Genomic DNA, 25,436 nt, shown 5'->3' on the forward strand with positions numbered 1-25,436 from the left:
TGGCAACTGTTTAACAAAAACACAGGGCTCTGCGAAATCGCAAGATGACGTATAGGGTCTGACGCCTGCCCGGTGCCGGAAGGTTAAGAGGAGAGGTGCAAGCCTTGAATTGAAGCCCCGGTAAACGGCGGCCGTAAATATAACGGTCCTAAGGTAGCGAAATTCCTTGTCGGGTAAGTTCCGACCTGCACGAATGGCGTAATGACTTCCCCGCTGTCTCCAACGTCAGCTCAGTGAAATTGAATTCCCCGTGAAGATGCGGGGTTCCTGCGGTCAGACGGAAAGACCCCGTGCACCTTTACTGTAACTTTGCATTGGCATTCGTGTCGGCATGTGTAGGATAGGTGGTAGGCTTTGAAGCATGGGCGCCAGCTCGTGTGGAGCCACCCTTGAAATACCACCCTTATCGTCATGGATGTCTAACCGCGCTCCGTCATCCGGGGCCGGGACAATGCATGGTAGGCAGTTTGACTGGGGCGGTCGCCTCCCAAAGAGTAACGGAGGCGCGCGATGGTGGGCTCAGAGCGGTCGGAAATCGCTCGTCGAGTGCAATGGCATAAGCCTGCCTGACTGCGAGACAGACAAGTCGAGCAGAGACGAAAGTCGGTCATAGTGATCCGGTGGTCCCTCGTGGAAGGGCCATCGCTCAACGGATAAAAGGTACGCCGGGGATAACAGGCTGATAACCCCCAAGAGTCCATATCGACGGGGTTGTTTGGCACCTCGATGTCGGCTCATCACATCCTGGGGCTGGAGAAGGTCCCAAGGGTTCGGCTGTTCGCCGATTAAAGTGGTACGTGAGCTGGGTTCAGAACGTCGTGAGACAGTTCGGTCCCTATCTGCCGTGGGTGTAGGAGAATTGAGAGGATTTGTCCCTAGTACGAGAGGACCGGGATGAACATACCTCTGGTGGACCTGTTGTGGCGCCAGCCGCAGTGCAGGGTAGCTATGTATGGACGGGATAACCGCTGAATGCATCTAAGCGGGAAACCCACCTCAAAACGAGTTCTCCCTCGAGAGCCGTGGAAGACGACCACGTTGATAGGCCGGGTGTGGAAGCGCGGCGACGCGCGTAGCTTACCGGTACTAATAGCTCGATTGAGCTTGATCGCTCTCATTTATCAACGCCCATCACAATCCTTGCGCATACGTTCATCCGAAAACCGCTACGCACTTTTCGGACGTATGCGTCAGGGCCGAGATAGAAAGACAAGCGCCAAAAGCGCCCATTTGCTTCGATGTGTTTCGCCGGCCTGGTGGCCTTCGGCGAAGCGATCAGACCCGATCCCATCCCGAACTCGGCCGTCAAACGCTTCAGCGCCAATGGTACTATGTCTCAAGACCTGGGAGAGTAGGTCGTCGCCAGGCCTGCCAAACACATCAACCTTCCTCTTCCGATCACACACATAGCGCCGCCCAAAAGCGGCGCTTTTTAGCGTCTCGGCGCGGGGTGGAGCAGCCCGGTAGCTCGTCAGGCTCATAACCTGAAGGTCGCAGGTTCAAATCCTGCCCCCGCATCCAAGACAAAAAATCCACCTCGAACGCCAAACGCCCCTTGCCCCGAAGGGCGGGGCTTCGCGAGCGCAGGGGCGCGTCAACCCCCTTTTTCAAAGCGTGGCGTATCCCCATCAAACCGCGCGCGATCCGGTTTTGTCCATCAGAACACGCGCAACGCAGCTCTCGAGCGATTGCCGCCAGGGCGGCAGCCGCAACCCGTAGCGGATTGCAAGTTTTTCATTGTCGAGCCGCGAATTCGCCGGCCGCCGCGCAGCGGTGGGGTAGTCGGCGGTGGAGATGCGCTGGACGCGGACGGGCTTGCGTCCGAACTTTTCTGCGGCGGCGAAGGTCGCCTCCGCGACATCCGCCCAACTGGCGTCGCCTTGCCCCGTCACGTGGAAGACCCCGCGCAAGCTCGGCGACGGGTCCTCGACGAGACGACGCGCCATGACGAAAATGGCGTCGGCGATGTCGATCGCGCTCGTCGGATTACCGAGTTGATCAGCGACGACGCTGACTTCCGCGCGCGTCTCCCCAAGCCGCAGCATTGTTTTCACGAAATTGGCGCCGAAGGGGCTGTAGACCCAGGCGGTGCGCAAAATGACATGGTTCGGATGGGTCGCGGCGATGTTGTGCTCGCCGGCGAGCTTGGAGCGTCCATAGGCGCAGGTCGGTCCGGTGGGATCGTCCTCCCGGTAGGGACGCGGCAGCGTCCCGTCGAAGACGTAATCTGTCGACAAGTGCAGGAGCGGGACATTCAGCTCCGCCGCCGCTTCGGCCACATGCCCGGCGCCTTCGCCATTCACCCGCATCGCGAGATCAGCCTCGCTCTCTGCCCTGTCCACGGCCGTATAAGCGGCGGCGTTCACAATCGCATCGCAGCGCGCGTGACGCAGGCCGGCGAGCACCGCGTTGCGAAGTCCAAGGTCGAGCTGTGGCCGCCCGAGCGCGGTGATCTCGATGTCCTTCGCCGCGCGCTCGATCAGGGCGCTGACGACCTGGCCGGTAAGGCCGGTAACGGCGAGACGGAGGGACATGATCGCGCCTTTGTCTGTTGAGGGGCGCAAAGTCTATCCTCTGCCGACCGCGTGCGGCAAGGCGCGCAGGCGCCTGCGCGATTGGGCTTCAGCCTCGACGCTTGGCGATCATGCGCCTGATTTCAGGCAGGCAGGAGCCGCAATTGGTTCCGGCGCGCAACAGGCGACCCACCTCGGCCGCGTCCGTGCATCCAGACGCAATAACGGCGTCGATTTTGCGCTCGCTGACGCCGAAGCAGGCGCAGACCACAGGGCTGCTCTCGCCGTCCCTCGGCGCCGTCGCGCCTGAGAGGAGCTCAAGCCGCTGGGAGGCGCTGAGCTTATCGAGCGCGGAGAGATCCAGACCCGCATCGACAGGTGGCGGCGAACGCCCGAGCGCGAGGAACAGCTCGGCGCGGTCGGCGCGGAAAGCGGCGGCCCGCAACAACCCCTGAGCCTCGTCAAAAAATTCAACGACGTCCTCTGAGCCGTTGCGGCGCAAGAAGTCCAGCCAGAAGGACGCTTGCGCGTCGCTGGCGATCCGGTAGGCAAAGCCGCCCGCCACGGCGAGACGCGCCCACCACATGCCTCGAGGCAGCGCCAGGGGCCGCCGGGCCAGCAGCACGCCCTGGCGGGCAAAGGCGCAAGGCGCGATCGCCGCCGGCGCAGCCTTCGATTCCGGCTGGCCGGAAATCGGATCGACGCACGGCGGGACGAGCGCGCCGACCCGCGCCTGCGCCGAAGTCTCGTCGGTCCAATGGATCGGCGCGAACAAGTGTCCCGTCGGCTGACGCTCCGTGACGATCGCGCGCAAGACGCAAGACCCGTGCGCGGTGACCACGCGCGCGAAGCCATTCTGTTCGACGCCCGCGGCCTTCGCGTCCTTCGGATTGATTTCCACGAAAGGCTCGGGAGCGTGGCGCGCGAGACGCGGGCTTGTTCCCGTTCGCGTCATGCTGTGCCATTGATCGCGCACGCGGCCAGTATTGAGCCGCAGCGGATAGTCGGCGGTCAGAGCCGAGGCGAGCGTCGGCTTCTCGGGCGCGACGAAACGCGCCCGCCCGTCCGGCGTGTTGAAGGCGCCCTCGCCGAACAACCGCGAGCGTCCGGCGCTTTCGCCGGGGCGGATCGGCCACTGGGTGGGCTCCAACGCGTCGTAAGCGTCGTCGCTCAGTTCGGCGAGACCGCCCAGATCGAAGTCGCGCTTTCCTGCGTTCTCGAAGGCTGAGAGCGCCGCATGCTCGCGAAAGACGCAGGCCGCCGAGCGGAAATCGAAGCCGGGAAAGCCCATCCGGCGGGCGACGTCGCTGAAGATCGCCCAATCCGGGCGCGTCTCTCCCGGCGGCGAAAGAAAGGCGCGCTGCCGCGAAATCCGGCGTTCCGAATTGGTCACCGTCCCGTTCTTTTCGCCCCAGGCCTGTGCGGGGAGCAGAAGATGCGCGCCGCTGTTGATGGTGTCGTTCGACCGCACATTGTCCGACACGACGAGAAGTTCGAGTTTTTGCAGGGCCCCGCGGGCGGCGTCCGCGTCGGGGAGCGAAGCGGCCGGATTGGAGCCCACGATCCAGAGCGCCTTGATGTCGCCCCGCGCGACAGCCTCGAACATGGCGACGGCCTTGAGGCCCTCCCGCTCGGCGATCCGCGGCGCGTTCCAGAAACGTCCCACGCGATCGACGCTCTCCGGCTCGAATCCCATGTGCGCGGCAAGGCTGTTGGCGAGACCGCCAACCTCTCGTCCGCCCATGGCGTTGGGCTGGCCCGTGAGCGAAAAGGGCGAGGAGCCGAGCTTTCCGATGCGTCCCGTCGCGAGATGACAATTAATGATGGCGTTGACCTTGTCGGTTCCCTGGGCCGACTGATTCACACCCTGGGAAAAGGCGGTGACGACGCGCGCCGTTCGCGCGAACATATCGAAAAACGCCGCAACCTCGGTTTCGGGCAGGCCGGCGCTCACCGCGGCGGCGGCGATCGACGGCGCGATGCGGCGCGCCTGCGCAAGCGCGGCCTCGAACCCCGTTGTGCGTCGCTCGATATGGTCCGAGTCGATGACGCCGCTTTCCGCAAGATGGACGAGGAGGCCCGAAAACAGCGCCTGATCGGAACCGGGCATGATCCGCAGAAAGAGATCGGCGCTCTCCGCCGTTGCGGTGCGGCGCGTGTCGATTACGACGAGCTGCGCGCCACGCGCCTCCCGGTTCCGCATGATGCGCTGGAACAGGACGGGATGGCACCAGGCCGCGTTCGAGCCGACGAGCACGATGAGATCGGCGGCGTCGAGATCCTCGTAACACCCCGGCACCGCATCGGCCCCGAAAGCCCGCTTGTGTCCCGCCACAGCGGAGGCCATGCAGAGTCGTGAATTGGTGTCGACGTTCGCCGAGCCGATGAAGCCCTTCATCAGCTTGTTGGCGACGTAATAATCTTCGGTGAGAAGCTGCCCGGAAAGATAAAAGGCGACGGCGTCCGGTCCGTGGCGATCGACGATGCGCTTGAATCCCGCCGCGACGGCGTCGAGCGCGGCGTCCCACGACAAGCGTTCGAAACCGCCCCCTTGGCTGCGGCGCAGGGGATGCAGCAATCGGCCTTCGAGGCCGAGCGTCTCGCCGAGCGCCGAGCCTTTCGAGCAAAGACGCCCGAAATTCGAGGGGTGAGACGGATCGCCGGCGACGCGGGCGACGCCCGCTTTATCGACCGAAGCCATTACGCCGCATCCGACCCCACAATAGGGGCATGTCGTCCTCGTCGCCGTCGCTGGCGCCGCCGCGGCGCCAACCGCCGCAACGGCGCCGGACTTCGAAATAACGTCGAGCATCGCCATACCTTAATAGACGTCCTGCTGATAACGGCCAGCTTTCTTGAGACCCGCGACAAAAGCAATCGCCTCGTCGACGCTGCGCGCGCCATATTCGGCGACGATATCGACAAGCGCCCGCTCGACGTCCTTGGCCATGCGTTGCGCGTCGCCGCAGACGTAGAAATGCGCGCCTTCGGCGAGCCAGGCCCAGAGCTCGCGGCCGGCCTGGCGCATGCGATCCTGCACGTAGAACTTTTCTTCGCCGTCACGCGACCAGGCGAGAGACAGGCGCGTGAGCAGCCCCGTGGCCTTCATGGCGTCGAATTCCTCGGCGTAGAAGAAATCGTGAGCCGCGCGCTGATGGCCGAAGAAGAGCCAGTTTCGGCCCCTCGCGCCGGTCGCGGCGCGTTCCTGCAAAAAGGCGCGAAAAGGCGCGACGCCCGTGCCCGGCCCCACCATGATGATTGGTTTCGACGCGTCCCCCGGGAGCGCGAAGCCGTGCGCCGCCTGAACATAGACCGGCAGCGTCTCGCCCGGCGCGACGCGTTCAGCGAGAAAGGTGGAGGCGACGCCCAGCCGCTTGCGCTTGCCGACGACATAACGCACGGCGTCGACGGTGAGGGACAGGCGCCCCGGCGCCGCCTTTGGAGACGAAGAGATGGAATAAAGGCGCGGCTGCAGCGGCTCGAGCGCTTCGACGAAGGCCTCGGCATGCGGCCTCGCGCCGGAAAACTTCTGAAGCGCCGCGAGCACGTCGAGCGACGCGGCGTCGCCGTCGGGGTCGTCGCCCTGCGCCAGACGCCGCGCCTTTTCGCGGGCGGCCCCGCCGGTGACGAAGGAAATGAGGTCGAACAAGGCGTCGGGCGCGGGCGAGAGCGACACGTCGCCTTGCAGCGCTTCGCGTAAAGTCTTGCCGCGCACGGGCGTCATATGCGAGGCGCCGAGCATGGCGATGATCTGATCGACGAGGCCAAGATCGTTTTTCGCGAAAACGCCGAAACTGTCGCCCGCAGCGTAATCGAGCCCGCTCTCGGAAATGTCGAATTCGACGTGCCAGGTCTCCTTCTTAGACCCCTCCTTGTTCAATCGCCGTCGCGTCAGGAAAGTCGCGTGAACGGGCGCCTCGCGCGCGCGGCCGGGGGCGCGGGACAACCCCTCGTCCGCCGCGATGGCGGCGGCCACGGGCCCTGCGGGCGCGGCTTGCAATTCGTCCGACAGCCCTTTCAGCATCCGCGCAGTCGCCTTGCCGCCCGGAGCGCAGAGATTGAGTCGGGTCTCCTTTCGCGAGGCGACGGCCTCGGCGTAGGCTTCGCAATTATAGCCGCACTGGCCGCAGTCCTGCTGCGCCATCGCCGCCATCATGCGCCGCCGCAAGGGCCGCCCCTCGGCGAGCCGCATGCGTTCGTCGAGAGAGAGCGCTGGATCGCGCCAGGGCGTCTCGGCGTCGTCGCCGTCGGCGGCGGCCATGATCGCCGCATTGCCTGCCGGGCTGAGAGGCGTGACGGCGGCGCCGTCGGGCGCAGCGAAACCGGCGAAAAAGCCGTTGAGCCAGGCGCGCTGCTCAGGCGAGAAGGGCGCGCTTTCGGGAATGAGATCGGCGGGGGGCGCAATGTGATTCATGGGGCGGTCTTTTCTGCGTCGGCGAGACGGCGGATCGTCTCTGTTTCGAGGCGGCGCGCAAAGCCGGCGAAATCCTCGGAGTCGCTCGCGCGATTGTTGCGATAGGCGCGGAGTACGCCGGCCACGACGCGCGGCGCGTCCTCCGCCCGGACGTCACGATAAAGCTCTCGCGCGATGGCGGCGTCCTCGGCGAAGCCGCCGCCCACGAGGATGTGATATCCCTCGCCCGTGTCGCCCTCGTCGTTGATCGGCACGCGCGCGCCGATGAGTCCGATGTCGCCGATGTAATGCTGCGCGCAAGAGTGATGGCAGCCGGTCACGTGGATGTTCACCGGCGTATCGAGGAGCGCCGCGCTCTCGCAATAGTCGGCGATTTCCAGGGCGTGGCGTTTCGTGTCTGCGGCGGCGAAGCGGCAGCCTGAATTTCCGGTGCAGGCGACGAGCCCCGTGCGAAGGGGCGAGGCGCGCGTCGAAACTCCAAGCGCCTCGATGGCCGCCTCGGCCTGCGCAAGCTTGTCGTCGGCGACGCCTGTCAACAAGACATTCTGCCAGACAGTGAGCCGCAGACCGCCGTCGCCGTACTGCGCCGCCACATTTGCGAGACCGCGCGCTTGCGCCGGCGTCAGGCGGCCGAGAGGCAGGGAGACGCCGAGCCAGTTCAAACCCGGCTGCTTTTGCCGATGCGCGCCGATATGGGCGCCGCGATCCTGCCGGGGACGCGCAAGCGCGGCGCCCGCGGGGACGCGCAGGAGCTTGCGCCCGAGTTTCTCCTCCACGGCCGCAAGGAACGTTTCGAAGCCCCAGGCGTCCAGCAGATATTTCAGCCGCGCTTTGGCGCGATTGGTTCGGTCGCCGTGGTCGATGAAGACACGAAGAATTGCGTCTGCGACCTCGATCGCCTCGTCAGGCGGCACGATCACGCCAGTGTCGCGCGCGAAATCCTTGTGGCCGGTGATGCCGCCGAGCGCGAGCCGGAAATAGACGCGGGGCGGCGAGCCATGGCCCTCGACAATCTCTACGGCCTGAAAGCCGACGTCGTTCGTATCCTCCAGCGCGCCAATCTTGCCCGCCCCGTCGAAAGCGATGTTGAACTTGCGCGGCAGACCAGAAAGCGAGCGGTCATTGAGAATATGATGGTGCATGGCGCGCGCATAGGGACGGGTGTCGATCAGCTCCTGCGGATCGACGCCTGCCGTCGGGGTTCCGGTGACGTTACGAATATTGTCGGCGCCCGAACCCTTCGACCATAACCCGAGATCCTGCACGGTCTCGATTACGCTTACGGCGTCTTCTGGCGCGATCTCGCGAATCTGAATGTTTGCGCGCGTGGTCACATGCAGATAGCCGCCGCCATGGGTTTCAGCGAGATCGGCGAGCCCCGTCAGCTGCCAATGGGTGAGAAGGCCGTTGGGAATGCGCAGCCGGCACATATAGGCGTCCTGGGCCGGCGCCACATAGAAAAGCCCGTAGTAACGCCAACGAAAATTGTCGGCGGGCTTCGGCGGCGCGTTGTCGCGCGCCTCCGCGACGAGGCGCGGATAGGCGTCGAACGGATGTTCCTCGCGCTTCCATTTTTCCTGATCGCAGAGCTTTCCGCCGGCGGCGACGACGCGGTCCTGCGCTTCGAGATGCGCTGCGTCCGGTCCGACCGGCTTGGCCGGCGCCGCCGGCGCGCCGCGACCGCCGCGCGCCGAGAAGCCGGCGGCGAAGCCTTCGAGATAGCGCTTTTGGTCAAGCGTGAAATCCGCCGTCATGTCAGGCCGCCTTATCGAGGCGCGGCGCGCCGAACAGCAATTCATGCAAGTCCGCCACGCGTTCTCCAGAGCGGATGAACGCCAGGCAATCGCGGGCGCCGCTCGTATCGCCGATGAGAATCGCCCCCGTGAGCCTGTCGTCCTGAACAACGAGCTTTCTGTAAACGCCCATGCGCGGATCCTTGCAGTACAAAATATCCGCCCCGCTTTGCGCGAGATAATCGCCGGCGGAAAAGACCCGCACGCCCGAGACCTTCAAATTCGTCGAAACAGTGCTTCCCTCATATTGCGCCGCGCGTCCGGCGAGGCGGGCCGCGAGAATACGCGCCTGCTCATAGGCAGGTTCGACGAGCCCGTAACAGACGCCGCGATGTTCGGCGCATTCGCCGATGGCCGAGATGTTCGGATCGCTGCTTGCGAGCCCATCATCCACCATGACGCCACGCTGGACGGCGAGGCCCGACTTGTTGGCGAGTTCGGCGTTTGCGCGAATGCCGACAGCGAAGACGACGGCGTCGACTTCGAGCAAGGAACCATCGGCGAACGCGGCCCACTGCACGCGGCCGTCTCCGCCGACGCGCGCCGTATCGGCGCCGAGCCGGACGCGGACGCCCGTTGCTTCGACGAGGCGCTTCAAGAGCGCGCCGCCTTCGGCGTCGAGCTGGCGCTCCATCAGTCGGTCCATGACATGGGCGAGTGTCACATTTGCGCCGCGTCTGACCAGGCCATAAGCGGCTTCGAGGCCGAGAAGGCCGCCGCCAATGACCAGAACGTTTTTGCCTTCGGCGCCGAGTCGAGAGAGCGCGTCGACGTCGGCGACGTCGCGAAACGTATGAACGCCGGGAAGCGCAGCGCCCTCTATGTTCAAGCGGAGGGCGCGCGATCCGGTCGCCAGCACGAGTTTGGAATAGGGAAGCCGCGCGCCGTCGTCGAGCGCAACCACGCGCCCGGCGCGGTCGATGTCGACCGCCCGGCGTCCGGAGAGGAACTCGACGCCGGCCGCGCGCCACCATTGTGCAGGTCTCAATTCGATGTCGGCGAGCTCAGCCTCGCCGGCGAGCACGGAAGAGAGCAGCACGCGATTATAGGCGAGACGGGGCTCCTCTCCGATCACGGTCATACTGTAGCGGCCGGGCGCGGCCGCCGCCGTCTCTTCGATCAGCCGCGTCGCGGCCATGCCGCCGCCAATGATGAGGAGCTTCTCGCGATCCATGCTGCGCTCTCCTTACGCCGCTTCCACATAGCGGTGACGCTCATAGAGGAACTGCAGCACGCGCTGGCGGCAGTCGAGATAGACGGGGTCCGTCGCCAGAGCGATGCGGTCGCGCGGGCGGGGCAGGGAGACGTCGAGCACCTCGCCGATGGTCGCCTGCGGTCCGTTGGTCATCATCACGATGCGATCGGAAAGAAGAACCGCTTCATCGACGTCGTGCGTCACCATCATGACCGTATTGCCGAGACGCTCCTGAAGGGCCATGACCTGGTCCTGCAAATGCGCGCGGGTCAAAGCGTCGAGCGCGCCGAAGGGCTCGTCGAGAAGCAGGACTTTCGGCTGCATCGCCAGCGCGCGCGCAATGCCCACGCGCTGCTTCATCCCGCCCGAGATTTCGCCTGGCCGTTTGTCCTTGGCCTGCGCCATCCGCACGAGCTCCAGATTATGGAGAGTCCATTCATGGCGCTCGGCGCGGCTGGACGCGCCGCCAAAAACCTTGTCGACGGCGAGGCGGACATTTTCATAGGCCGTGAGCCACGGCAGCAGCGAGTGGTTTTGAAAGACGACAGCGCGGTCGGGGCCCGGCGCATTGACTTCCTGTTCCTCGAGCAGGACCACGCCGCTCGTCGCGGGAATCAATCCAGCGACGATATTGAGCAAGGTGGACTTGCCACAGCCGGAATGGCCAATAATGGAAATGAATTGGCTTTTTTCGACGCGCAGCGAGACATTTTCCAGGACTTTCGCGCCGCCGGGGAAAACCTTGTCGACGCCTTCAATCTTGAGGTAGCCGGGCATTGTTTCGCTCCTTAATTCGTCGCGGCGCCGCGCGTCGCCAGATAGCCGATGAGCGCGACGAGCCGATCCAGGATGAAGCCGGTGAGGCCGATGTAGACGAGCGCGACGAAAATGTCGGGCAGGCGCGACGAGTTCCAGGCGTCCCAGATGAAGAAGCCAATGCCGACGCCGCCCGTGAGCATTTCCGCTGCGACGATGGCGAGCCAGGAGAGACCGACGCCGATACGCAGGCCGGTGAAGATGTAGGGCGCAGCGGAGGGAATCATGATCTTCCAGAAGAACTCGATATGGTTGAGGCGCAGCACCGCCGCGACATTGCGATAGTCCTTAGGAATGTTCCTGATGCCGACCGCGGTATTGATGACGATGGGCCAGATCGAGGTGATGAAGATGACGAAGATCGCCGAAGGCTGGCTGTCGCGGAAAGCGGCGAGGGAGATCGGCAACCAGGCGAGCGGCGGCACGGTGCGCAAGATCTGAAAGATCGGATCGAGGCCCCGAGTCGCCCACTGCGATTGCCCGACGAAGGCGCCGAGCAGAACGCCTGCGACGCTCGCAAGGCCGAAACCCACGGCGACGCGGCGCAAGGACGTCAACACACGCCAGCCGAGCCCCATATCCTGCGAGCCAGCCTCGTAGAAGGGATGCAGGATGAGATCTCCCGCCTCGCTCCAGATCCGCGCCGGAGAGGGAAGCGCCGACGTCGGCTTGGCGCACAAGAGCTGCCAGGCGAGAAGAAGCAGCGCAAGCGTGATGAGCGGGGGCAGGACGGCGGCGAAGAAGGCCTTGATCGCTCCCTTGTATTTGATCAGCAACGGCGTGCGCCGGCGGCGGAACGCTTCCTCGATCTCCGCGTCGTAAAAGTCGGTCGTGCGCTCATCGCGCGTGACGGGCATCGTCATGCTGCTCTCTCTCTTCTCTCTTAGACTTCGGCGCGCTTGATGGATTGGCTCTTGAGATAGTCGAACGGCCTGTCGGGGTCGAAAACCTTCCCATCGAAGAAGGTTTCCTTGCCCCGCGACGTCGACGCCGGAATATCCTTGCTGGCGACGCCGGCGGTTTTCGCCGCCTCGCGCCAGAGGTCCTCGCGATTGACCTTGGCGACGAGGCCCTTGATATCGGTCTTGGGGTCGAGCTTGCCCCAGCGAATCTCCTCGGCGATGAACCAGGCGTCGTGGCTCTTGAAGGGATAGGAGGCGTTGTCCCGCCAGAATTTCATCCCGTATTTCGTGCCTGTTTCAGTGCGGCCGGCGCCGTAATTAATATCGCCTTTGAGGCGACCGACGATGTCGGAGACTGGCGCGTTGAACCATTGGCGGCGTCCAACGATCTCCGCGACTTCCGCCTTATGGTCGTCCTTGTCGCACCATTGTTGGGCCTCGATCACCGCGGCGACCAGGGCTCTTGCGGCCTTCGGATTCTTGTCGACCCATTCGGCGCGCATGCCGAGCGCTTTCTCGGGATGCTTCCGCCAGATTTCACCGGTCGTGCACGCAGTATATCCAACGCCCTGATTGACGAGCTGCTCGTTCCAGGGCTCGCCGACGCAAAAGGCGTCCATATTGCCGACCTTCATATTCGCAACCATCTGCGGCGGTGGAACGACGATGGTCGAAACGTCCTTGTCGGGGTCAATGCCGGCGGCCGCGAGCCAGTAGCGCAGCCACAGATCATGCGTGCCGCCAGGGAAGGTCATCGCGACCTTGATCTCCTTCCCCTCGGACTTTTTACGCGCGAAGGCGGCTTTCAGCGCATCCGCCTTAACGGTCGCTTTCGCGTCCTTGTAGTCGTTTGAGACGGAAATGCCCTGGCAGTCGAGATTGAGGCGCGCAAGGATATACATGGGCGTCGGCGCATTATTCTGCGTCACCTTGCCTGTCGCGATCAGATAGGGCATGGGCGTCAGAATATGGGCGCCGTCGACGCCATTGGCCGCGCCGCCGAGGACAAGATTGTCGCGCGTCGCGCCCCACGACGCCTGTTTAACGACCTCGACGTCGGGCATGCCGTATTTTGCAAAGAGACCCTTTTCCTTCGCGACGATCAGAGGCGCGGCGTCGGTGAGCGCGATGTAGCCGAGGATCGCTTTTGTCGTCTCGGGGCCCGCCGTTTCAGCAAATACGCCCCGCGGCGCGATCGTAGCCGCGGCCGCCGCCGCCACGCCCTTCAGCAGGCGCCGGCGATCGAAGCTGGAAGTGAAGGCGTCTGATTTTTTCGACATTATTTTCCCTCGGTCGTCGACTCGCCGCGCCCGGTGGCGCAATAAAAAAGCCGCTGTGCGAAAAGGCCCGAGAGACTCGGACGTTTTCGACACAGCGGCGTTGCTGCATAAGCCCTTCGGCGGGCCAGGCGCGCCACGCGCGGCGCGTTTCCAACTCTTAAATGCAACACGGGCGCCAGGTCGCGGTCGGCGATCGTGGTGAGGAAATCGGATCAGACTCGGCGCAATATCGTAGCAGGCGCCGAGGGGTTGAGCGTCAGGCGCCAAATCTTCAGGCCAAACGATGTGAAAAAGGTCATCAGCTTCTCGAGCTTATTGCAAAGGCGGCGATATATGTCTCGAGCGCGTCGCCGGTGAAGGCGGGGCCCGCGAAGGCCGTGATGGGGGAGGGCGCCGTTGCAGCCTTGACGCCGGCGGCTTTGTCGAAGAAAGCCGGGTCGAAGACGTCCTTCGAAATCCCCAAGGCCTCGCGTGACAAGCGCGCCTGTCCCCATCGCGCCATCTGCCCATAAAGCCACGCCGCCTGATAGGGCTCAGGACGGCCGACGACGCGGTCGCCGAAGATGAGATTACTTCTTGCGCCCCGTTCAACTGTCACGTTCAAGCTCGTATCGAGAATGGCGCGGATGGTGCGCGCCTCGACGCCAACCCGGTCGGGGCGGGCGAGGATCGACGCGACCTCTGCGCGATTTTCCGGCGCATGGATAAAGTCCGTCGCATTGAGACAGGCGTTGATGAGCGCCACGACGACAGATGGATCGCTGTTGGCCATGCTCTCGCGGAGCGCCAGCGTTTTTTCCGGGGCCGGATGAAAAATGTCGCAGGCCGGATGAAGGATCACGCCAACCCCAGCCTCGGCCGCGACCGCATTCCAGGGAGCGCCGACGCAAAAACCGTCGAGTTGTCCCTTAGCGAGGCTTTCAGCCATGAACGGGGGCGGCAACACGACAAGACGCAAATCCTCATCCGGATTTACTCCTGCCTCCGCCATCCAGTAGCGCAACTGATAATTATGCAGGGAAAAAGGAAACGTCATGCCGAAGGTCAGAGGCTCGGCGCCGCGCCGTTCGTCTTCGTAAATGATCGTTTTCAGCGCGCGGGCGCTGACGGACGGGTCCGCGAGATCGCCGTTCGCCGCCTCGACGAGGCGGGCGTGGAGATGACGCGAAACAGTTATGGCGTTGCCGTTCATCGCGAGGTTAAAGGGCGCCACGAGCGGGGCTTTGACTTGGTTGAGGCCGAGCGTGGCGGCGATCGCCATTGGGGCGAGGAGATGCGCGGCGTCGTAATGGCCGACGGCAAGACGATCGCGGATGTTGGACCAGGAGACTTCCCGCACAAGCTCGATGTCGAGGCCTTCCGCCGCCGCAAAACCCTTGTCCACGGCAATGAAGAGGCTGGCCGCGTCGACGAGCGGCATGAATCCGATCTTGAGCGGCCTGCACGACGTCATTTCAGCAACTCCGAGGCCGTAATCACCGACTGCGCAATGTCGGCGATCTTTTTGCTTTCGCGCATGGCGACGCCGCGGAGCAGGCGATACGCCTCCTCCTCGGAGAGATTTTTCGTCTTCATGAGAATGCCCTTGGCGCGGTCGATCGTCTTGCGTTCCTGTAAATCCGACTTTGCGCGCTCCAATTCGCTTTGCAGCTTGGCGAAGGCGTTGAACCGCGACACGCAGAGATCGAGAATCGACTTGATCCGCTCTTTCTTCAGCCCACCGACGATATAGGCGGAGACGCCGGCGTCCACCGAAGCTTGAATGGAGGCGGCGTCAGATTGATCGACGAACATGGCGACGGGCCGCCGGACGGCGCGACTCACCTGAAACATCTGCTCGAGTTCGTCGCGGGAAGGATTCTCGAGATCGATGAGAATGACGTCCGGATCGATGGCGTAAACGCGCTTGAGCAGATTGTGGGTCTCGGCGATCCGCTCGACCTCGACGAATCCGGCTTCGCGCAAGCCTTCTTCAAGGATCGCGGCGCGGATCGGACTTTCATCGACGATAACAATCTTCAAGGTTTGCGCCCTGCGTCTCTGGGCGTATGGCGTTGCAAGGACTGATCCATCTTGGCCCGCAAGATCAAGCGGTCTCCTTTACGTCAACGATGCAGCTTGTCCAAGAGCGCGTCGACGATTTTGACGACGGCGACGCTTCCCAGGCAGATCGCCGCCGCGAGCAAGGCCGCCTGAACATAGTCCGAGCAAGAAGCTTTGCGCTCACGGAGCGTCGCGCGGGCGCGACGCCGAGCTGTGTCGAAAGACATTGTCGGGTTCCTTATCGAGCGGTTCGGCGCGCGGCGACGGCGAAGCGAACCAACTAGATCTTGAGGCGCACTGAGACGGCGGCCTGCCAGTCCTTCATGATCTGCGGCCCGTTCAGATTCTGGTAAACCGGGAGCCCCGCCTCCACGGCGAGCGACATATTGTCAAGACCGACAAGCTTCCCGCCGATTGTCGCGCCGCCGAATATTTCGACGCGCTGCCCGCCGTAGAAATTTGGGTTGGCTGCGGGCGCGCGCCCGCGGATCTGCCAGTCGAGGCCGCGGATCGTTCCCATCAGAGAGGCCTGCGCGCGGATTGTCGTCGTCAGGCCCGGCAGCAGGTTATAGCCGCCCCAGGCGTTGAACTCATGGTAATCGCCCCAGCGATAGCCTTCTGGATTTGCGCCGAGCGGGAGGCGGCCGCGATAAGAGAGCCCCCAGGACCATGCGTCCAGATGTCCCGCGTAAACCACGCCGGGCATGATGTCATATGTCCCGGTCCCGGGCTGCAGCCCATAGAAGGCGCGGCTCGTGACATAGCTTGCGTCCGGCTGCAGGAGCGTAAAGATCTGGCGGTTGCTCCCCGTGGGGAAGGACATGCCGAGATTGATCTGGATGCGATGGACGTCGTCTTGATACAGGCGATAAATGCCCGCCGCCATCAGATCGCCGAAGCCTGCCGTTCCCGTGTAGCTCATGCCGAGAGGATTGATGCTGCGGGTAAGCCCTTTGAAGGTGAGCATGTCGAGATTGCGCTCGACCATATTGGCGGTGATCACGATGGCGAAGTCCTTGGCGACGCCGTAAGCCATTCCGAGCTGCTGGACGGCGACCGCGATGTTCTGCGGCACGAGCCGAAGCGTCTGCGTCGGGTTGAAGAGATAAGGCGTGGTTGCGGCGACGAAGGCGGAGGACACGCCCTGCGAGCCGATCCGCTGGCCCGAGAAATTCGCGAAGCCGGCTGAGGCCGCAAGTGTGAATCGACCTGGCGCCGGCATATCGGCGCCGAAAACGCCCATCGGCGCGGGCGGCAGCGCCGGCGGGGCGGCGGCGGGCGCGGGGGCGAGCTTTGCCGCAGCCGGCTTCTTTGCAGCCTCTCCCGCGTTTGCGCCATAAGAAGCCAGCGTGAAAGCGAGGGCGGCGACTCCCGTCTTCCAATAGGCGTGCGGGAACGACGCCATGAGCTTTCGTTTCAGTTTCATCGTCAGCCTGCCAATCCTGCTTGCGGCGCCGGGCTGCCGGGCCGAGAGCACAAAAAAAAGCCGCTGTCCGAAAGCGGCGCATTTCTGCGCAAGCTTTTCGGAACAGCGGCGTTGCTGATTGTGACCCGCCCTTGGGTCGTCGACGCGCGTCGTGGCGTGGTCAACAATCGTGCAAAGATCGCGCCAATCTCGCCGACGCTGGCGACCCTGCGGTTTCACGGCGTTTCGCGGCGCCTGCCTGCAATAGCGACGAACGACTTGGCGTTTTTGCAGTCACGATGAGATGCAAATTCAGACGCCTGCACGGGATTTGCGCAGCCGGCGGACGACGGTCCGACGAGGCGCCGCCGCTGTGAAACTCCGCGCAGGTTACGCCCGGCGGCAAGGAGAATCCCTTAAGCGCCGACCCGGCGGCGCCATGCAACCAAACCGCGGTTGCGCTTTATAATAAGGGTCTGCTGCTACTTATTATTGTTTCGAGAGGGACCATGCGAGACTCATGCGGGACGCCGCTCGCCAGGCTGGGGCCGCTCGCGTCCCCCTTTGCTATGTGCGGCCTGTGGGCCCTACCACTGCTGGCGCCGCCCCTGTGACTGACTGGTTCGTGCGCCGGCGATCCCGCAGCTTCAGGCTGATCCGGCGGACAGAACGGCGTCGGCAGCCGAGCGTCAGGGACGCCGCCGGCTGTCCGGGCCGGCTTTTTCAGTCGCAATCGACGGAATGGTTTCAGCGAAACTGCTGGAGAGCCATCTTCAGCGGCTCGACGGACATTTGAATCATGCCGTCGTAGGGCTGATCCAACTCGAGTGTGAGAAGGATCGCGCCGGTCATTGAGAGCGCCGCCATGAACAGCGCGGACAGCACCGCGGCGTTCGCCGGGGCGATCAGACCGAGGCTGAAAAAGATGGTCATCAGCCAGAAGACCAAGACCGCCAAAAAGAGAGGGGAAATTGTGCTGGAGGTGCTCTGGTAGATTTTCCAGCGCGAGATCGCTACTTCGTTGCCAAGAGACAGCGCAGCGTTCTTCAACCATGTCTGAGCCGCGTTCTGCTCAGGCAGCTCCATCAGTTTGACGGTGAGGTCATCGATGCCCTCGCCTTTCGCTTCTTTGACCGGACGTCCTTTGGACGTCTCTTCAATGATGCTTATGCCGGCGATCGCAACCTGTCGGAGCGCATTGCGGGCGGCGTCGGATTTGTTTCCATATTTGAGGAGCAAGCGGTTCAGGACGATCATTTTCGCCGTGCCCTCCTTGAGTTGCAGCTCTTTGCCGTCGAACGAGCCTTTCGCCGTGGCGATGAGGAGGCCAAGCGTCAATGCGGCGAGGCCGATGACGACGCTTCGCGCCGCCTTGATGATCGTTTTCGATTCTTCGCTGAGGAAGTGCTCAGGCAAGAATTCCTTTGCAATCATTCCGCCGACGGCGGAGGCGAAAATGCAGAACAGGGCGATCAGGCTGACGACCAACGGGCTCATGGTTTAAAGACCTCTCCGGGAACCGACGATATACCTCAAGAAATGGGGATGAGCAGCGGCTCTTTGCGCTCCCGAGCCCGACGCGTCGGGGCGGCGGACGAGAGGGAGAAGTCGCCGCCATGAAGAGGCTCGCACGCGAAGCTCGCCACCGGCGCGCGCCTGTCGTCCAGCGGCGAGGGGACGTCTGCGCGCGTCGGCGTCGTGGATGGCGCAGCAAATCGCGAGCCCCGCCACCCGGCGAGCCGAGGGCGCTAATCCAGGCCTTTTAAGAGAATGGTGCTGCAAGAGAGGATTGAACTCTCGACCTCTCCCTTACCAAGGGAGTGCTCTACCACTGAGCTACTGCAGCGCTGGGTCTTTGGGGCCTGCGGCCAGGGGCGCGCGGACACCGGCCTTGTGCCACAGCCCGGCGCGAGTCGCAAGCGGGCTGAGGACGCGCTGGACCCGATCTTCATCGGGCGCTTTGCGACGCGGCCGCCTTTGCGTTAACCAAAAATTTACGGCAAAGCTTATGTTGACAAGAATACAACCTACGGTAGCATAAGTTTCGCTGTGATTTGCGGTGCGGGCGCCGCAGAGGTCCGCGAGGACGCTGGCGTCCCGCAGGACGCATGGTTTTCCGGACCAGGGGGCTGGTCTGACATTGACGGAGGCTGGGGTGATCGACAGGATTCTAACGGACGAACTTTGGAGCGCGGTCGCGCCCATTCTCCCGGGAAAAGAGGGGGATCCTGGCTGTCACGGGCGCGATAACCGACTGTTTCTGGAAGGCGTGTTCTGGATCGCGCGCACAGGGTCGCCCTGGCGCGACCTGCCAGTCGAGTTCGGGAAATGGTACACAACCTATACGCGATATCATCGCTGGGAAAAACGGGGCGTCTGGCCGCGCGTCGTCGAGGCGCTGCAGCGGCAGGGCGCCGCAGGGTTGCGCTACGATGAGGCTGGCCTGCGCTGGGCCGAGGCGGCGCCGACTCCGGTCGTCCGAGTCGACGCCGAGGCCGACCGGGCGGCCGCCTGAGGCGGGGCCCTACTGAGACTGGCTTTGGCTCTGGGTCCAGGTCGGGGCCACGCGGACCTTTACCTCGATCGTCTCGCCCGCGCCGCCGGCGCGGGCGCCGCGGATCGGCGCGGCGCTCAGATAGTCGAGCGCAACCGCCAGACGCACATGCCGTTCGCTGGGGGAAACGCTGTGAGCGGGGTCGAAGCCGACCCAGCCGAGATCGTCCACGAAGGATTCCGCCCAGGCGTGGCCCGCGACCTGCTCGTCGCTGTCCGTCCGGAGATAATAGCCGCTGACATAACGCGCCGGCGCGCCGATCGCGCGCGCGCAGGCGATGAAAAGATGCGCGAAATCCTGGCAGACGCCCTTCCCCGCGGCGAAGGCTTCCGCCGCGGTGGTGGCGGCGTGGGTCGCGTCGGCGTCGAAGGTCATTTTTTCGTGGATCGCCGAAAGCAGCGCATGGAGCTGCGACAATCGGCCGCTTTCGCCCACGGTCGTCTCCCGGGCGAAGTCCGCGATCTCGGGACTGGCCGCGGTCAGCGGCGTCTCGCGCAGATAGAGCGCCGGCGGAAACCGCTCCAGTCCACCCGAGGAGACGCCCGCCGTGTCGAAAGTGGTGATGTCTCCTTCGACCATGGTGGTGATCGAGTCGAGCGGTCCCTCGGCGGTGAAACGATGCACGACATTGCCGAAGGCGTCCTCTCCGCAAATGAGCCGGCAATCCCGGTCGACGTCGATACGCCATTCCTTGATGTGCTGACTGTCGAAATTGCGAGGCGTCAGCCGCAAGTGTTGGATCGCCGATTTTGCCGGCTCGAGATAGCGGTAGGTCGTCTCGTGCCGGATGCGGATACGCACTGGAACTCCGTTGTCGCTGGATATGTCGGCTGCGGCGGCGCCGGCCGCCGACGCAACTTAAAAGAGATACTGCTCGGTAATCAACGCGCCGAGACGGTTGTTCTCGCCGATGAAGCCCTGCACGAATTCATGCAACCCGCCCTGGAAGACGCTTTCCATTGTGAGCGTCTCGAGCTTGCCATACATGCCGCGCGCCTGACGCTGTGCAGCGCCCTGGCGCCCATGCGCGCGTGCGAGACTGTCGAGATTGCGCACGATGCTCTCGTAGCAGGAGATGAGCGAGCGCGGCATCTCCGGGCGAAGGATCAGTAGATCAGCGACGAGCCAGGGCTTCATGCTGGTGCGGTAGACCCAGTGGTAGGCGGTATGCGCGGAGACGGCGCGCAGGATCGCAGACCACTGGAAGTAATCGAGCGAGCCGCCGACGACTTCCTTCTCCGGCAAGAGCACGTGATATTTGACGTCGAGCAGGCGGGCGGTGTTGTCGGCGCGTTCGATGAAGAGGCCGACGCGCGAGAACCAATAGGCGTCGTTGCGCAGCATGGTGCGATAGGCGCCGCCGTCATAGGTGAGCGACGTCTGCTTGACGAACTCCAGGAAGCGGCCGAGTTCATCGGAGGAATAGGCGCCGCGGCGCGCCTCCATCGCCTTCATTTCGAGATAGGCGCCGTTGATCGCCTCCCACATTTCAACGGTCAGCGCGGTTCGCACGGCGCGGGCGTTGGTGCGCGCGAATTCGATGCAATTGCGGATCGAGCCGGGATTGTCGCGGGAGAAAGTGAGGAATTCGATGACATTGGCCTCGTTGGCTGGCTTGCCGGCCGCTTCGAAAGCGTCCGCCGCGCCCGCAGAGATCAGCACGCTTTCCCACTCGGTGTCGGCGCCGCCATAGGTCTTCGGCAGAGCGGCGAGGCGGCGAGAGGCTTCGATGGCGCGGGCGAGGAAATCGGCGCGCTCCATGTAGCGCGCGAGCCAGTAGAGATTATCGGCTGTGCTTGAAAGCATGGGGCGTTCCGTCTGGGCGCGCTCGCGCCTGATGTCGTTTCTGATCGTCGCCAGCGGCGCGGGGAGCCGGCGCGCGGCGTCGCTCGCCTCGCCGTGGCTGCGCCGGTCAAAATCCTCGAATGCGTGCAGCCCGTCCAGCATCACGCGGCCCCCAAGATCGCATCGTCGATCACCCATGTGTCCTTGGTGCCGCCGCCCTGGCTCGAATTCACGACAAGAGATTTCTCGGTCATGGCGACCCGGGTGAGGCCGCCCGGCACGACGCGCACGCCATTCGCGCCGGAGAGCACGAAGGGCCGCAGATCGACGTGTCGCGGCGCGATCCCCTGCGCGACGGAAATGGGGCAGGTGGAGAGCGCGAGCGTCGGTTGCGCGATGAAATTATCCGGATGCGCTTTCAGCTTGTCGCGGAACTCCTCGATCTGGGCGCGCGACGCGTGCGGACCGACCAGCATGCCGTAGCCGCCCGAGCCGTTTACCTCCTTCACGACCAATTCGTCCAGATGGTCGAGCACATAAGAGAGCGCCTCGCGCTCGCGGCAGCGCCAGGTGGGGACGTTCTGAAGCAGCGGCTCTTCGCCCAGATAGAAGCGGATGACGTCGGGCATATACGTATACATCGCCTTGTCGTCGGCGACCCCGGTCCCGACTGCATTGGCGAGCGTCACATTGCCTGCGTGATAGGCGCCAATGAGCCCCGCGACCCCGAGCGCCGAATCCGGGCGGAAGGTCAGCGGGTCGAGGAAGTCGTCGTCGATGCGGCGATAGATCACGTCGACGCGACGCGGACCTTCGGTCGTGCGCATATAGACGACGTCATCCTTGACGAAGAGGTCGCGGCCCTCGACGAGCTCGACGCCCAGTTTGTCGGCCAGGAAGGAATGCTCGTAATAGGCGGAATTATACTGGCCCGGCGTCATCAATGCGATGGTCGGCTCGCTCGTGGCGCGCGGCGGCGCGACGGAGCGCAACGTGGCCAGCAATTCGTCGGGGTAGTCCTCGATCGGCGCCACGCGATGCATCGCGAAGAGATCGGGGAAGAGCCGCATCATCACCTCGCGGTTCTCCAGCATGTAGGAGACGCCGGAAGGGGTGCGGGCGTTGTCTTCGAGCACATAGAAGCCGTGATCGTCGGTGCGCACGATGTCGACGCCGGCGATATGGACAAAGACGTCATGCGGCGCGCGCCGGCCGGCCATCTCGGGGCAGTAACCGGGATTGCGGTAGACGAGTTCGCTCGGGACCTTGCCGGCCTTGAGGATCTCGCCCGCGCCGTAAATGTCTTTGAGGAACATGTTGAGAGCGGTGACGCGCTGCTTGAGCCCACGCTCCAGCGCCGACCATTCGCTGCGCGCGATGATGCGCGGCAGAATATCGAAGGGGATGAGGCGTTCGGTCGCCTCCTGCGCGCCGTAAACGGCGAAGGTAATGCCGATGCGGCGAAAGAGCAGTTCGGCTTGTTCGCGGCGCGAGGCCAGAAGCTCCGCGGGCGTGCCGGAGAGCCACTGCGCGAGCTTGAGATAGGGGGTGCGGATCGCGCCGTTCGAGCCGCCCATTTCATCGAATTGCGCCACGCGAAGGTCCACGGATCGACGCTCCTCTCTTTGCCGCGCGCCTCTCTTTCCGGGCGCTGCGGCGACACGCTGCCTAGGCTCCACACAAGAAGCATGCCAATTGCGGGATCAGGGCGGATGGGCGTCTGTCACATGCATTACACAGTGACGCTCTTTAAGCTCGCCGAGGAGCCGGATTTGCCAGGAAATGGTTTCAGCGCGCTGGTTTCTGCGTTAGACCACCGAGTATGAAGATCGTGCGACGGTTTGCCGCTTCTCCGTTGTCCGCCTGGCCGTGCGTCGCGATTTTCTCCGGCGCGCTCGGCGTGTCGGCTCCGGCCTGCGCCGCCGATCCATCGCCGTCTTTCAACTGGGCCGGGCTTTACATTGGAGCCAGTCTCGGCGCCGGCCTGCCGCTCCATGGCGGCGAGCGTCTGCAGGCGGTAAGCGGGATCGCTGGGCCCGGCTACGATCTCTATCCGCCGTCCTTCGCCCGGCCCGGCGTCACCGTCGGGGCGCAGGCGGGCTATAATTGGCGGAGCGGTCCCTGGGTCTGGGGTTTCGAGACGGATTTCAGCCTGCTCGAGGGCCGCCGCGCCCCCATCGGAACTTACCCAGCCTCCTCGGCCTCTCCTTATCCGCCGTTCTTCTCGCTCAACGCCGGTCCAAGCGCCAATTTCTTTGCGAGCATTCGCGGCCGCGCGGGCGTCGCCTTCGACCGAACGCTCCTCTATCTCACTGCAGGCGTCGCGTCGGGCGGCGCGCGCGGGCCGGCGACGCTTTCAATCGGAGGGGCCGACCTTGCTGCGGGCTGGTCGCAGTCGTCGCGGATGAAATACGCCATTGGCGCCGGTCTCGAATACGCCCTTTCCGGAGAGTGGTCCGCGCGGGCTGAATATCTCTTTCTGAGCCAGGCGCTGAATACGCAGATTTTCGACGACGGCGGCGGTTTCGCTTACGCCTCGCGGGTCAATAATGAAAACCAGATTCTGCGCTTCGGCTTGAATTATCATTTTGGAGAGGAGGACAGAATCCCCGGCGCGATCGTCTATGGCCAGCGCGATGCCAATCACAACGGAGCCGATCACGGCAAAGGCCATTCCGACGAAGACGTGAAGGAAGAGCTTTATAGCGTCCACGGACAGACGACCAATGTCGGGCAGGCCTATCCGAAGTTTCCCGCCGCCTATGACGGCCCGAACAGCTTCCCCTCGCATGGCGAGGCGAATGTCGGTTCAACGTCCAATCTGTTCATGGGTCTCAGGCTTTGGCCCGGAGGCGCGGTCTATCTCAATCCCGAGGTCGACGCGGGCTATGGGCTGGCGAATTCCGTCGGCGCCGCCTCCTATGTGAATGGCGCCGTGGCCAAGGTCGGCCGGGCGGCTCCCTATATGCGCTTCCAGCGGTACTTCCTGCGACAGATCTTCGGCCTCGACGGCTCGGAGACCGAGCGGGCTTCTGACGAAGGCTCGCGGAGCGAGGTGCTGGAGTCGACGCAAAATCAGATCTCTGGGCGGGTCGATAAGGATCGGATCATCGTCACGCTCGGCAAATTCGCGGTCGGCGACGTCTTCGACGACAATGTCTATGCGCACGATCCGACGACGGGCTTTTTGAATTTCGCCTTCAACACCATGGGCGCCTTCGATTACGCGGCCGACGCGTGGGGCTACACGAATGGTCTCGCGGTCGAATGGAAGCAGAACTGGTGGACCGCCCGAGGCGGCGTCTTTCAGCTCTCGACGGTCCCTAACGGTTTCGACATCGAGCCGGTTCTGTTTCGGCAATTCATGGGCGTCGCCGAATTCGAGGCGCGATACGAGCTTCTCGGACAGCCGGGCGCAATCAAATTCCTGGTCTATGGCGACAACGGCTACCTGAACAGGGTCGACGAGGCCATTCGCTTCGCCTACGCCACCGGCGAATTTCCGCCCAGCGTCGAGTCGGTGCGGCGCCGCGGGGTGAAGACGGGCGGCGGCGTCAACGTCAAGCAGCAGCTCATGCCGCATCTCGGCTTCTTCCTGCGCGCCAGCATGGCGGACGGACGCTATGAGACTGTCGATTACACCGACATCGACCGCAGCGTCGCCGTCGGCCTCGTCGGCGCGGGCGCGCTGTGGGGCCGCGACGACGACGAGATCGGGGCGGCGGTCGCGTTCAGCGGCCTGCATGGCGACCGCGTGCGCTATTTTGGACTCGGGGGCTTGAGCGTTTATATCGGCGACGGCGCTTTGACCTACGGCGGCGAAAAGAATCTCGAGACCTATTACAAGCTCGGATTCGGCAAGAATCTCGACGCGACTTTCGACTATCAGCTTTTGATAAATCCCGGCCACAACAGCGCGCGCGGACCTGTCAACGTCTTCGGCCTGAGGCTGCGCGCCGCCTTCTGATCAGCTGAGGTAATAAGGCAGCTTCTCCACGAATTCAGGAAAATAGCGCGAGATTACGCTCAAATCGAAACGCCGCAGGATCGACTCCTTGGGCTCGCGATCGAGCAGGAAACGGAAAGCCGCCTCGATCACCCGCTCCGGCGTGGCGCCGCAGGCAAGCCGCACATAATCCGCCTGAGACAGCGTCACGTCGTGGCGGGTCTCGCTCCCGCCCTCGAACACCGTGACGTCGAAGGCGAGCGGATCGCCGTCGCGCGTCGCTGTTACGCTGATCGTCGCCGTCACAGCGCGGCCTCTATGTCCTTCTCGATCGATTGCGGCGTGTCGGTGGGCGCATAGCGCTTCACGACCTTGCCGCTGCGATCGACCAGGAATTTGGTGAAGTTCCATTTGATCGCCTCCGAGCCGAGGAGGCCGGGGGCTTCATGCTTGAGAAGCTTGTAGAGCGGATGCGTCCCATCGCCGTTGACCTCGATCTTGGCGAACATGGGAAAGCTCACGTCATAGGCCGTCGTGCAGAAGGCCGCGATCTCGCTCTCCGAGCCCGGCTCCTGCGCGCCGAACTGGTTGCACGGAAAACCCAGAACGGCGAATCCCCGGTCAGCGAATTTCCGATAAAGCGCCTCGAGCCCCTTATATTGCGGCGTGAAGCCGCATTTGCTCGCCACATTCACGACGAGCAGGGCCTTCCCTTCGAAATCCTTCAGGGATTGCGTTTCGCCGTCGATGGTCCGGACTTCGATGTCGTAGAGCGTCATGCGCCTCTCCC

Annotated in this window: 20 protein-coding genes, 2 tRNA genes and 2 rRNA genes (1 of these 24 running past the window's edge); 5 read left to right on the forward strand and 19 right to left on the reverse strand. The window is 63.8% G+C overall.

Annotated features, from left to right (window positions below):
• The 3 genes from ACETII_RS10275 to ACETII_RS10285 form a co-directional block, all read left to right on the forward strand.
• Positions 1 to 1,112: ribosomal RNA gene (locus ACETII_RS10275) — 23S ribosomal RNA — on the forward strand; it begins 1,827 nt to the left of the window's first position.
• Between the two features lie 140 nt (positions 1,113 to 1,252).
• A 5S ribosomal RNA gene (rrf, locus tag ACETII_RS10280) occupies positions 1,253 to 1,368 on the forward strand.
• Between the two features lie 76 nt (positions 1,369 to 1,444).
• A tRNA-Met gene (locus ACETII_RS10285) sits at positions 1,445 to 1,521 on the forward strand.
• Positions 1,522 to 1,628: 107 nt separating this feature from the next.
• Here ACETII_RS10285 and rfbD read toward each other — a convergent pair.
• The 14 genes from rfbD to ACETII_RS10355 form a co-directional block, all read right to left on the reverse strand.
• The gene (rfbD, locus tag ACETII_RS10290; RefSeq protein ID WP_472787953.1) at positions 1,629 to 2,534 is read right to left on the reverse strand and encodes a dTDP-4-dehydrorhamnose reductase; all 906 of its coding nucleotides are present in this window, start codon (positions 2,532 to 2,534) and stop codon (positions 1,629 to 1,631) included.
• Between the two features lie 88 nt (positions 2,535 to 2,622).
• Positions 2,623 to 5,325, reverse strand: a complete 2,703-nt coding sequence (locus tag ACETII_RS10295; protein WP_472788149.1) for a nitrate reductase — start codon at positions 5,323 to 5,325, stop codon at positions 2,623 to 2,625.
• A 9-nt stretch (positions 5,326 to 5,334) separates the two neighbouring features.
• Complete coding sequence (locus ACETII_RS10300; protein ID WP_472787954.1) at positions 5,335 to 6,927, reverse strand: sulfite reductase subunit alpha; 1,593 nt, start codon at positions 6,925 to 6,927, stop codon at positions 5,335 to 5,337.
• Complete coding sequence (locus ACETII_RS10305; RefSeq protein ID WP_472787955.1) at positions 6,924 to 8,681, reverse strand: NirA family protein; 1,758 nt, start codon at positions 8,679 to 8,681, stop codon at positions 6,924 to 6,926. The genes ACETII_RS10300 and ACETII_RS10305 overlap by 4 nt, the downstream gene beginning before the upstream one ends.
• Position 8,682: 1 nt before the next feature.
• A complete protein-coding gene (locus tag ACETII_RS10310; protein ID WP_472787956.1) occupies positions 8,683 to 9,894 on the reverse strand; it encodes an NAD(P)/FAD-dependent oxidoreductase in 1,212 nt (403 codons plus the stop codon).
• 12 nt (positions 9,895 to 9,906) lie between these two features.
• Positions 9,907 to 10,692 carry an ABC transporter ATP-binding protein gene (locus tag ACETII_RS10315; protein WP_472787957.1) on the reverse strand — a complete coding sequence of 262 codons (786 nt, stop codon included), beginning with the start codon at positions 10,690 to 10,692 and terminating at the stop codon, positions 9,907 to 9,909.
• Positions 10,693 to 10,703: 11 nt separating this feature from the next.
• Complete coding sequence (gene ntrB, locus ACETII_RS10320) at positions 10,704 to 11,594, reverse strand: nitrate ABC transporter permease (RefSeq protein WP_363345590.1); 891 nt, start codon at positions 11,592 to 11,594, stop codon at positions 10,704 to 10,706.
• A gap of 20 nt (positions 11,595 to 11,614) precedes the next feature.
• Complete coding sequence (locus ACETII_RS10325; RefSeq protein ID WP_472787958.1) at positions 11,615 to 12,913, reverse strand: CmpA/NrtA family ABC transporter substrate-binding protein; 1,299 nt, start codon at positions 12,911 to 12,913, stop codon at positions 11,615 to 11,617.
• Between the two features lie 298 nt (positions 12,914 to 13,211).
• Positions 13,212 to 14,366 (reverse strand): CmpA/NrtA family ABC transporter substrate-binding protein, encoded by a 1,155-nt coding sequence (locus tag ACETII_RS10330; protein ID WP_472787959.1) that lies wholly within the window; start codon positions 14,364 to 14,366, stop codon positions 13,212 to 13,214.
• The gene (locus ACETII_RS10335; RefSeq protein WP_363345596.1) at positions 14,363 to 14,935 is read right to left on the reverse strand and encodes an ANTAR domain-containing response regulator; all 573 of its coding nucleotides are present in this window, start codon (positions 14,933 to 14,935) and stop codon (positions 14,363 to 14,365) included. The genes ACETII_RS10330 and ACETII_RS10335 overlap by 4 nt, the downstream gene beginning before the upstream one ends.
• 83 nt (positions 14,936 to 15,018) lie before the next feature.
• Positions 15,019 to 15,183 (reverse strand): hypothetical protein, encoded by a 165-nt coding sequence (locus tag ACETII_RS10340; RefSeq protein WP_472787960.1) that lies wholly within the window; start codon positions 15,181 to 15,183, stop codon positions 15,019 to 15,021.
• Positions 15,184 to 15,236: 53 nt separating this feature from the next.
• Positions 15,237 to 16,382, reverse strand: coding sequence for an alpha-amylase (locus ACETII_RS10345; RefSeq protein ID WP_472787961.1), 1,146 nt, complete (start codon positions 16,380 to 16,382; stop codon positions 15,237 to 15,239).
• Between the two features lie 726 nt (positions 16,383 to 17,108).
• Positions 17,109 to 17,849 (reverse strand): bestrophin-like domain, encoded by a 741-nt coding sequence (locus ACETII_RS10350; RefSeq protein ID WP_363345602.1) that lies wholly within the window; start codon positions 17,847 to 17,849, stop codon positions 17,109 to 17,111.
• 283 nt (positions 17,850 to 18,132) lie between these two features.
• Positions 18,133 to 18,207: transfer RNA gene (locus ACETII_RS10355), tRNA-Thr, on the reverse strand.
• 309 nt (positions 18,208 to 18,516) lie between these two features.
• On the opposite strand from ACETII_RS10355, the gene ACETII_RS10360 reads away from it, so the two are divergent.
• Positions 18,517 to 18,876, forward strand: coding sequence for a transposase (locus tag ACETII_RS10360; protein ID WP_363345604.1), 360 nt, complete (start codon positions 18,517 to 18,519; stop codon positions 18,874 to 18,876).
• Between the two features lie 9 nt (positions 18,877 to 18,885).
• On the opposite strand, the gene ACETII_RS10365 is transcribed toward ACETII_RS10360, so the two are convergent.
• The 3 genes from ACETII_RS10365 to ACETII_RS10375 form a co-directional block, all read right to left on the reverse strand.
• On the reverse strand, positions 18,886 to 19,716 hold the full coding sequence (locus ACETII_RS10365; protein WP_472787962.1) for a transglutaminase family protein: 831 nt from the start codon (positions 19,714 to 19,716) through the stop codon (positions 18,886 to 18,888).
• Positions 19,717 to 19,773: 57 nt separating this feature from the next.
• Positions 19,774 to 20,721, reverse strand: coding sequence for an alpha-E domain-containing protein (locus ACETII_RS10370; RefSeq protein ID WP_472788150.1), 948 nt, complete (start codon positions 20,719 to 20,721; stop codon positions 19,774 to 19,776).
• Positions 20,722 to 20,861: 140 nt separating this feature from the next.
• Positions 20,862 to 22,307: a circularly permuted type 2 ATP-grasp protein gene (locus tag ACETII_RS10375; RefSeq protein WP_363345608.1), complete on the reverse strand. Its 1,446-nt coding sequence runs from the start codon at positions 22,305 to 22,307 to the stop codon at positions 20,862 to 20,864.
• Between the two features lie 248 nt (positions 22,308 to 22,555).
• Here ACETII_RS10375 and ACETII_RS10380 point away from each other — a divergent pair, with 248 nt between their 5' ends.
• A complete protein-coding gene (locus tag ACETII_RS10380; protein WP_472787963.1) occupies positions 22,556 to 24,667 on the forward strand; it encodes a carbohydrate porin in 2,112 nt (703 codons plus the stop codon).
• Here the strand turns inward: ACETII_RS10380 and ACETII_RS10385 are convergent, their stop codons facing one another.
• Both ACETII_RS10385 and ACETII_RS10390 read right to left on the reverse strand, forming a co-directional pair.
• Complete coding sequence (locus ACETII_RS10385) at positions 24,668 to 24,952, reverse strand: hypothetical protein (RefSeq protein ID WP_472787964.1); 285 nt, start codon at positions 24,950 to 24,952, stop codon at positions 24,668 to 24,670.
• Positions 24,949 to 25,425, reverse strand: coding sequence for a glutathione peroxidase (locus tag ACETII_RS10390; protein WP_472787965.1), 477 nt, complete (start codon positions 25,423 to 25,425; stop codon positions 24,949 to 24,951). Before ACETII_RS10390 ends, ACETII_RS10385 begins: the two co-directional genes overlap by 4 nt.
• Positions 25,426 to 25,436: the final 11 nt, after the last annotated feature.

The organism is Methylocystis sp. NC52PC (genome assembly GCF_055698645.1).